At 68.1% G+C, this 8,525-nt stretch carries 7 protein-coding genes; 2 read left to right on the top strand and 5 right to left on the bottom strand.

From position 1 onward, the window contains the following. Positions 1-180, top strand: a 180-nt coding sequence (locus EAH89_RS32340; protein ID WP_206667729.1) for a hypothetical protein, incomplete at its 5' end; no start/stop codon positions are given. Here the strand turns inward: EAH89_RS32340 and EAH89_RS29960 are convergent. After that, positions 177-2,918, bottom strand: coding sequence for a relaxase/mobilization nuclease domain-containing protein (locus EAH89_RS29960; RefSeq protein WP_140887694.1), 2,742 nt, complete (start codon positions 2,916-2,918; stop codon positions 177-179). The two genes, EAH89_RS32340 and EAH89_RS29960, sit on opposite strands and share 4 nt — an antisense overlap. Further along, positions 2,915-3,346, bottom strand: a complete 432-nt coding sequence (locus EAH89_RS29965; protein ID WP_140887696.1) for a hypothetical protein — start codon at positions 3,344-3,346, stop codon at positions 2,915-2,917. The genes EAH89_RS29960 and EAH89_RS29965 overlap by 4 nt, the downstream gene beginning before the upstream one ends. A 317-nt stretch (positions 3,347-3,663) precedes the next feature. Here EAH89_RS29965 and EAH89_RS33295 point away from each other — a divergent pair, with 317 nt between their 5' ends. Continuing rightward, a complete protein-coding gene (locus EAH89_RS33295; protein ID WP_277753913.1) occupies positions 3,664-3,792 on the top strand; it encodes a hypothetical protein in 129 nt (42 codons plus the stop codon). On the opposite strand, the gene EAH89_RS29970 is transcribed toward EAH89_RS33295, so the two are convergent. The 3 genes from EAH89_RS29970 to EAH89_RS29980 all read right to left on the bottom strand — a co-directional run bounded on the left by EAH89_RS29970 (position 3,793) and on the right by EAH89_RS29980 (position 7,930). Continuing rightward, complete coding sequence (locus EAH89_RS29970; protein ID WP_161993853.1) at positions 3,793-5,376, bottom strand: replication initiation protein; 1,584 nt, start codon at positions 5,374-5,376, stop codon at positions 3,793-3,795. A 1,136-nt stretch (positions 5,377-6,512) separates the two neighbouring features. After that, a complete protein-coding gene (locus EAH89_RS29975; RefSeq protein WP_140887701.1) occupies positions 6,513-7,175 on the bottom strand; it encodes a recombinase family protein in 663 nt (220 codons plus the stop codon). 98 nt (positions 7,176-7,273) lie between these two features. Continuing rightward, positions 7,274-7,930: a DNA-binding protein gene (locus EAH89_RS29980; RefSeq protein WP_161993854.1), complete on the bottom strand. Its 657-nt coding sequence runs from the start codon at positions 7,928-7,930 to the stop codon at positions 7,274-7,276. Positions 7,931-8,525: the final 595 nt, after the last annotated feature.

The following is an 8,525-nucleotide window of genomic DNA, read 5'->3' on the forward strand; positions in this document are numbered from 1 at the left end:
CGAAGCTTTCTCGAACCTCTGAGCAAGCCTGCCGCCGATCATGGATGGGGGCCTGGAGCCTACCCAATGACTAACTTCCTCAAGCTCATCGAGGTCACCTGCCACCTGGTGCATGTCCTCACCGCCCTGCTCGATGTCGCACTCCAAGCCGTGCGCTACCTGGTCGTGATCGTGGGCTAGCGCATCCGCGGTGCGGGTGCCGACGCGGACGGGCCGCCCGGCGTGGCCTTGGCCTGCAGGGCCATCTGTGCCCGCTGCTGTTCCTCGCGCTGGCGCTGCTCGGCCTCCTGGCGCAGGACCTCGGCCCGAGCGGCAGCCGGGTCGCCACTGGCCAGAACGGCGGTCACGGCCGGGTCCCCAGCCTGGGCCATGCGGAGCGCCGCCTCGTTCAATCGCTGGCGCTCTTTGGCTTCCCGAACCTCCGGGGTCCGCTCCCATGCGGCCTGCTCCTCAGCACGCTGCCCGGCCAGCATCGGGCCGTCCGTTTCCACACGGCGCCGTTCGGACACCAGGTCGTGCTGCGCGGAGTACACCTGGTCCTCGGCGGCCTGCGCCATCTGGCGTGCGACCTCGGCGTCGCGCTGTGCTGCGGTCGTCCATGGGAGGACGCGATCGAGGAGACCCACGCGGGCTGCAGCCTCGGCTGCTGCGGTTTTCAACGGCTGGAGGATGTCTTCCGCTTGCCGGAGTGCTCCATGGGTCCGCGCCGCGACATCATCTCGAACGGCGGCGACGGTGCGACTGCATGGATCCGGCCACGGCGGATCGCGCTTGACGCGATCCCATCCCTGCCTGGTGTCCATGGCTAGGACGTCGCGGGCACGCTCTTGCCGTGCCAGCTCACGCGCGGCCGGTGCGTCGGCATGGTCGGATCGCCCTACCGTGTCGAGATGCCGCACCCACGCCTGGCGCGCCTCGGCCCCTGTAGCAGGTGTCCGCATGGCCCGGACCTGGTCGTCGCAGACACGCTTGAAATCTGCCCACTCAGGCTTGGTTGCCCCTGCTGACTTGAGGACTTCCACGGCAGCGTCACGGCGCTCCGTGTACGCCGTCCATGTCGTCTTCCATGCCTCGGCCTTTGCGGCCTTATGCGCTTCCCGAAGCCTGCTCTCTGCTCCGCGGAGATCACGGCGTGCCAGGCGAGCGGCGGGCTGATCGAGCGCGGCCCTCAGCGCGGCGAGGCGGGCGCCTCTGGCGGGTGTGATGGCCTCACCGAGGGCATGGGAGATCCGCCCGTCCTCTGCTCGAGAACGGCCAGCCTCTGCCCGATAACGGCGAGCGCTTTCTCCTGCCTCAACTGGCTCGATGCGACTTGTTGTAGAAGGTCCAGGATCTGATCGACCTTGGACGGCTCCTCGCTCGCCTTGGGCTCCAACAGGTCCAACAGGGGCAACAGACTGTCGGTCTGGGTCGCCGCCCTCAACATCGCTGACATCCCTGGCGTCATGCCGAGCATGTCCACTTCCCTCAACGCCGTCGGCTGATCCGGCATCACGCCCGCCAACAGACTCCGCATGTCGTCCGTGCCCCACGGACGTCTCCGCCGAGTGACTGCCGCGGTCGGCTGTGGAGGTCCACCTCGCGACGGCGGCGAGGATGGCCGCGGTTGCGGCTGAGTCTTGCTCTGCTGTGCCATGGGATGCTCCTTCTGGTGACGTGATTGCCGCGAGCTTTGCGGACTTCCTCTGGTCGTAGTCGGTGAGCTGCTGTGCCCAACGGCGCCGCCCCTCGGGGCTGTCGTCGGTGAGCGCAGGCGGGCCGCCGTCATCGCCAGGTACTGCCTCCCCTGAACCCTCAGCCGATGCCGTGCCGGTAGTCCCCGGGCCGGAGCGCGCCACCGGCGCGCGCGCGGAGGCCGGGGGACCCACCGGTGCGGCTGGCGCCACCTCCGCAACAGGGGCGACCGGAACAGCAGTGGATGTCGTGACCGAGATGGATGTCATGACCGGAGGGATGGAAGTCTGCAGATCCCCCCCGTCGTGAGTGCCTCCGACCCCCCAGGGGGTCTCCGGCGAGTGTCCGGTGTGCTCGACGCTACGCGTCTCCGCCACCGCCCCCTCAATGCTGATTCCTACAAGGCGACCGCGCACGTCGGCAGCCCGCGGCGCCTCAATGCCCGCGCCCTTGGCGGCCTGAGTCAGGCTGCGCCGGAGGTCGTGCAGGTTCCCTTCGCTGTCCACCAGCTGCACGGTCTTCCTGCCCTGCACGAGTTGGAGTCCACGCTCGGCAAGGGCGGCCTGAAACCCGGCGGCGCCGTCTGACTGCTGCCAAGCACTCAGGGCAGCGCTTCGGACGTCTTCCTTGCTGACACCGGTGCGCACCTGCTGCTGGCGCTCATCGGGCGTTAGCCCGGCGCGAGGGCGCTCCATCTCGTACAGCCCGGCAGCCCGAAGCGCCGTCGCCGCCTCGACGTTGCCGTCACGCTCGAGCGCGTGGATGACCGCTCTGTTGTGTCGGCCTAGTGTGATGGCCTGCCCCTCGGCTAGCTCGGTGAGCCTGCCGATCTTCTCGCGGCGCGCCATGTCGTGGTGCATCGGGACCATGCCCCCGTCCGGGCGCACCAACGAGTACACCCGATGCCGATGCTCGCGCCCGGTATCCAGATCTTGGTGTATGGCTTCAGCAAAGGGCTGACGCTGCAACCCGAACTCGGATTCATAGCGGTCCCAGTAACGGGTCCAGGCTTCTTCCCCGAACTCGGCGCCGATCGGCGGATCGGCGTGAACATGGTGAATCGGTGTGGCGCCCCGGCCGCGTGATGCGATGTCGGTGAGCTCCGCGATGCGGTCCTTGGTGCTCTCGGTGACCAGCCCGCGCGAGGCGCCCTCTCGCGACAACTCTCCGGCGCCGGGATCTTGGTGGGCGAGGTGTCGGCCGAGGGCAGCGCCACCACTGCCGGAGGTCGCCCCGGCGATCATGGCCCTGGTAGCTCACCGTCGATGTGACGGCACACCCTGCGGATCGTGTGAGCCGCATCGCGGGCAGCGCGGCGGGTGCCAGGTATCAAAGCTTCAATGTCAGCATGTGAGGCATGGTCGCCCGCAAGCCTCGAGATGGCTGCTGCACGAACAAGGGCACCCGTGAGCTCGGCGGCGGTCTCCCGTGCGGCATCGAGGTCGGCCAACCACTCGGGGCGCGGTGCCTTGGGCGGTTGGTACCGGGCGATGGGAACGGCATCCGGTGCCTCGGTGCCAAGGGCATCGACAAGCTGGGCGCGCACCCACGCGGCGTCGGTAAGACCAGCCGCAGCCGCGGCGGCGCGGAGCGCGTCATGGGTGCCATCGGGCAGGCGCACGAGGACCTGGCCGGAGAGCTGGCGTCGCTCGGTGCCACGTTGTCCCGGCATCGCTGTCTCCTTCCTTGCTTGCTTGCTACGGGTCCACGGGCGGAGCCCTGGCCTGCCCTGCGCGGATCGGTGCCCCCACTTGGGGGGCGCGGATACGTGCATGGCTGGCTAACTCAATGATGCGGAAACCCATGCAAAGAACGCGAGGAATCCGAGCATCGGGAAGCGATGCCGGATGGAGGCTCCGGTCTGCGAGTCATGTGGTTCATCCGGTGATCCACCCCCCGGCCTGCTCCACCCGCGACGCCAGGAGAACTGGGATGATGGCTCCAGCCCGGTCGTGATGGCTTCATCCGCGGGAGAAGGAGACTACAACAATGTCCATTGCTGCCCTGCCGAACGATCCCGCGATGCTCGGCCTCGTCATCATCTTCGCCGTCATCTGGACGCTACCCTCGACGCTCGATGCGCTACGCAAGCTCATAGAGACTTGGCGGCGGAGGTGATCACGCGACCTGACGAACGACAGCCGGGATCTGGGTGAGGAGTCGGGCTTCGTGCTCGACATAAAGGCGCCTCTCCGCACGGAGCTTGGCAGCCCATCCACCGCCGATCCTCTTGCGCTGCTCCATGGCCGTCATCGTGCGGTTGAGGTCACCATCCAGGTCATGGGACCACCGCATCAGCCATGGGCCATCGTCAGGTACCGAGACCGCAGCAAGGGCTGCGCTGCGCTGCGTGTGCAGTGCCGACATCCGCGCGCCGAACGCCTGGCGGTAGGCATCGAGGCCCCTTGCTGCTGCCCTCTCGTGCCACTCACGGCGCTCCTCTGCACGACGCTTGGCAGCACTCGGGCCGCGACGATGCCGAGCACGGTTTGAGATAGCCGGGCCGTGTGTGGGCAGCCGAGGGGGAGGAGGAGGCAACCAGGGGAACTGGAAGACATTGCCAGGCGGGTTGGGGGCGTCAACAGGGGCAGGGATGACCGATGCCGGGAGAGGGATGTCGAACTCAGAGACGATGACAGCCGCGAGGATGAGGTCATCCGCCTCAACAGGGGAGGCAGAAGGCAGAAGCGAGGGAGTAGAAATCACAGAGGCAAAGCTACTACCGGATACGGGGGGAGCGTATGTCACCCCCTCGATCTGTGCCGCGCGCTCGATCCACACCGCCGACCGCTGGACGGTCCGGGTGGAGCATCCAGCGTGCAGAGCAACGGCCGCGCAGGTGGCCGGGTGTCCAGCGGCGGCCAGGTGGTCCAGGGCCTCGCGGATCAGGTCATCGCGGCTGGTCGCACGCTTGGCAGCGGTCGCCCGACCGGCATCGGCTTGGCGAGTGTGGATGACCTCGGGTGTCAGCGGTGCGCGGCGGGACTTCCCGTTCCACCGGGTCCTCATGAACTTCGCGACCCGCCTGGCCATACCGCGGCGCATCGATGCCGGGGCTGGGCTGCCCATGCTCTCGGCGAGCTCGTCGGCCCATGCACGGAGGACAGCCTCGTCGGTCTCTGCGTTGTCGTACGCCCGAGCGCAGAGAGTCTTCCAAAGGCGTTCCCCCTGGACCGCATCGCTGACATCGCGCGCACGACGGGGGCGACGACCAGGCGGGATCCAACCCTCGGCAGCGGCCAGAGCTTCCAGGGGGCGCAAGAGATCCAGGAGATCGACGGCCGTGATCTCGGCGGCGACCTCTGTCTGCCAGCGGGATGACCACGGATTCTTCATGAGGCCACGAAGCGAGGCGGCATGGTCGCCATCCAGCGCGCGGCGCAGGAGGTCGTGCGTCACAGACAACAGCCGCGAGCGGCGGACATCGGCGTCGATGTCCTCGAACCGGGTTACCACCGGGGTACGCAGAATCCAGGCGAGGTGGGCGCCCCGGGCCGAGATCGACACCCAGGCAGGTTGGGGGAGACCGAGGGCCACAGCACGCGCGAGGAGCTGGCGCCAGCGCTGGTGATCGGCATCTACCCAGACCAGGTTGATCGCGTCGGACGTGTTGAGACCCAGCCAGCCGTGTGAGGCGACCGTGTCCTCTAGTGCCCGCCTGAAACTGGTCGGGGCCTCCGTCTTGAGCGTGTCGGATGACAAGGGGCGACCAGGCAGGCGCGGGATCAGCGACCAGGCCAAAGCCTGCAGGTCCAGGCGATCAGGGTGAGCCCGGCGGACGGCCGCGAGGGCGGAGGCCAGGCCGGGGAAGGGCTGGCCCTTGTGGTCAGACCGCCAGCAGCCGACGCCGCGGGAGCGGGGACCGGGGCCAGTGGGCGGGAGAGTAGGAAGGGGAGTGAGGTGGGATCGGCTACGTGGGGACACCGCAGCCGCGCAGTCCGGGACGCTCTGGCCCGGTCAGCTTCGCGGTTGCGTTAAACTTGGTCGTGAGCATGCCACTGGACGCACGATCCCCCTGGACCTGAGCCGTGTCAGGGCTTACGTTCTGGGTAGGGGTGCGTGTGCGCGGCACGGGTGGGTCCTCACCTTTGTTTCGCCGAAGCACCTCTGACTGATCGGCCCGCGAAGCACGGATCAGTCGGACACCCCGACCCCTTCAGTGTTCCTTCCGGATCGGAATGACGCAACCCCTTACTGGGGTTGCGTCCTTCTCCATGCACGCACCAGTCGCAGCAGGAGGGGGGTCCGCCCCTCGCGAAGCTCCTCCTCCAATACCCTTACCCTGGCCTCCGCGCTCTCAGCTCGGCGCCGCTCCCCATCCCTGTCTGCCTCGGCCCGAAGCCTGGCCTCCTGCTCCTGAGCGAGGTCGGCCTCGGCCAGGGCAAGGGCGTCCGCTGCGTCATCGGGGACAGCCGGGGATGACGGACCGGTCTTGGTCGGCCCCCGGGGCCTGAGGTCGAGGACATCACCCAAGGCCACGGTGATGCGGCCCTCGTTGTCTTTTTTGGCGGGGAGGCGTCGGCGCCGCACGCGGAGCCGCAAGGCTTCGAGAGTGAGCCCTGCGAGTGGGGCGGCCTCGGCCAGCGTGAGACGTCGTGTCCGGTCGATGACCTCCGTCACGTCCGAGGATGTCGTGGGTTGGTCATCCGGGGTCATGGTCATGCTGGGACGCTGGCCCGACCGGTCTTGATCGGTCAACCCGGTACAGGGCAACCGATCTAGGTCAGTCGTAGGGGTAGGTCATGCTGGGTCACCCTACGTCACAGGGGGGTAGGTCATAGAGGGTCACCCTGCGTCATAGGTCGGACGTCACACATATATAGAGAGGACATCCAGATTCAGGCCGGGCCTATCGGAACGGCCGGGACTTCCTGGACCGCGCGATGTGCGATGGACGAGCTGCACCCCAGGATCCGGGCGATCTCACGGACGGGGGTGCCCTGGGCGGCAAGAGTCCGCGCGTGTTGACGCTGGGGCGGCAGGAGCGTCGGGCGTCGGCCAAGCGATTTGCCACGCAGGCGCGCCGCGGCCAGGCCCTGCCTCGTCCGTTCCTTGATGATGGACCGCTCCCAGCCCGCGACGGTGGCGAGCACTCCGAGGACCAAGTCCCCGGTGGGCGTCCCCGTCTCGATCCCCATGCCCAACAGCCGCAGACGTACACCCTGGCCCGTGAGGTCCCGGGCGAGGGCGAGGACATCCGCCGGGTCGCGGCCAAGGCGATCCACGGCGAGTGCGGCAAGCACGTCACCTGGTCGCAGGACTGCCAGCAGACCAGCCAGGCGAGGCCGGGCCCGGGCGGGGATGCCGCCGGAGATCGCCTCCTGGACAACACGCCCGGCCGGGATGCCTGCAGAGGCCAAGGCATCGAGCTGCCGGGCGGTCGTCTGCTCATCGGTCGACACCCTGGCGTAGCCCCAGGTCACCGGGGGGTCATCAGGGGCCGGGATGCCTGGCGGGATGACGGCCGAGAAGGCGGCGAGGCGGGTCTTGCGGCGGGCCATAAGGGACAGATTCCAGCGGAACGGGTTTGCGGGACACGGAAGTCCCTGAAACTACTAGGGTAGCCGATCCGTCCCGCAGTTCACCGGTTACGGGACGGCTAGGCGGAGGCCGGGGCGGCTCCCTCGGGGACCTTGTCGGCCTCATCCGGTGCCGGAGCCGGAGCCGGAGCCGGAGCCGGAGCCGGGCTCACGTTGGCCAGGAGCGAGGCGAGGGGACCCTGGAGCAGAGCCCGGACCTCGGCCGCGGCCGCCTCTGCCCGTTCAGCGCGAAGCATTGCCCGGTCGGCATACTCACTCGCTGCCCGTTCGTTGCCCTGGGCGTGCGCGACGGCCTCCTCGGCCTTCTGTTTGATTTGTGCGGAGACCTCGAACTGCTCTTCGAGCTGCTGCTCGTGATAGGCGAGCACGGCCTCGGCCTGAGCCGCCTTGTCCTCCGCTGCCTGCACCCGCGCCTGGGCGGCCTGCAGTTCGGCTCGCACCCGCACCGCGGCGAGCTCGGAGGCGTGGGCCCATAGTTGGGCGACCATGGCCTCAGAGCGGTCAACCAGGCTCGGCGGGATGACGGGAGCAGGCACCTCGGCGGGGACATCATCAGGGGAGGCGGACCGCGCCAGCCAGATTTCCTCCATGCGGGAGGGGGTGCCCTTGCCGAGGATCCGGCGCAGGGACCAGCCGGTCACGCGCTGGCCCTGGGCGAGCAGCTGGGTAGCGGCGGTGTCGATCTCTTCGTCCGTGACGACTTTCGGTGCTGGCATGGGGATCTCCGGGCTGTTTTTGCCCTTCCACCAATATTGGCAACATTGGTAAGTTGGTGTAAATACAAATATTCGCAAATTTGCCAATTTGCAAATCTTCGCGCCAACGGCTCTAGAAACTTGGTCCCGAGCGCAGCCGCGAAGCGGCAAGGGCCAGGGACACCCCCGGGGAGCCGCGAAGCGGCGGGCCCGGGCGGCGAGCTCTTGCTCGTCGCTACTCAGGGTCATCCGCCACAGGCCATGACGTCCGACCTAGGGTGGTCATCAAGAATCTTGGGGTTGGTGTCGGACACTTGCCGAAGCTTTCTCGAACCTCTGAGCAAGCCTGCCGCCGATCATGGATGGGGGCCTGGAGCCTACCCAATGACTAACTTCCTCAAGCTCATCGAGGTCACCTGCCACCTGGTGCATGTCCTCACCGCCCTGCTCGATGTCGCACTCCAAGCCGTGCGCTACCTGGTCGTGATCGTGGGCTAGCGCATCCGCGGTGCGGGTGCCGACGCGGACGGGCCGCCCGGCGTGGCCTTGGCCTGCAGGGCCATCTGTGCCCGCTGCTGTTCCTCGCGCTGGCGCTGCTCGGCCTCCTGGCGCAGGA

Source organism: Muricoccus nepalensis, from assembly GCF_006438825.1.
GTDB classification, from domain to species: Bacteria; Pseudomonadota; Alphaproteobacteria; order Acetobacterales; family Acetobacteraceae; genus Roseomonas; species Roseomonas nepalensis.

What these genes read in the sequence shown, in the direction of transcription:
- EAH89_RS29960 (WP_140887694.1), bottom strand. Translation starts at nt 2,918, where the DNA reads ATGATCGCCGGGGCGACCTCCGGCAGTGGTGGCGCTGCCCTCGGCCGA.
- EAH89_RS29965 (WP_140887696.1), bottom strand. Translation starts at nt 3,346, where the DNA reads ATGCCGGGACAACGTGGCACCGAGCGACGCCAGCTCTCCGGCCAGGTC.
- EAH89_RS33295 (WP_277753913.1), top strand. Translation starts at nt 3,664, where the DNA reads ATGTCCATTGCTGCCCTGCCGAACGATCCCGCGATGCTCGGCCTCGTC.
- EAH89_RS29975 (WP_140887701.1), bottom strand. Translation starts at nt 7,175, where the DNA reads ATGGCCCGCCGCAAGACCCGCCTCGCCGCCTTCTCGGCCGTCATCCCG.
- EAH89_RS29980 (WP_161993854.1), bottom strand. Translation starts at nt 7,930, where the DNA reads ATGCCAGCACCGAAAGTCGTCACGGACGAAGAGATCGACACCGCCGCT.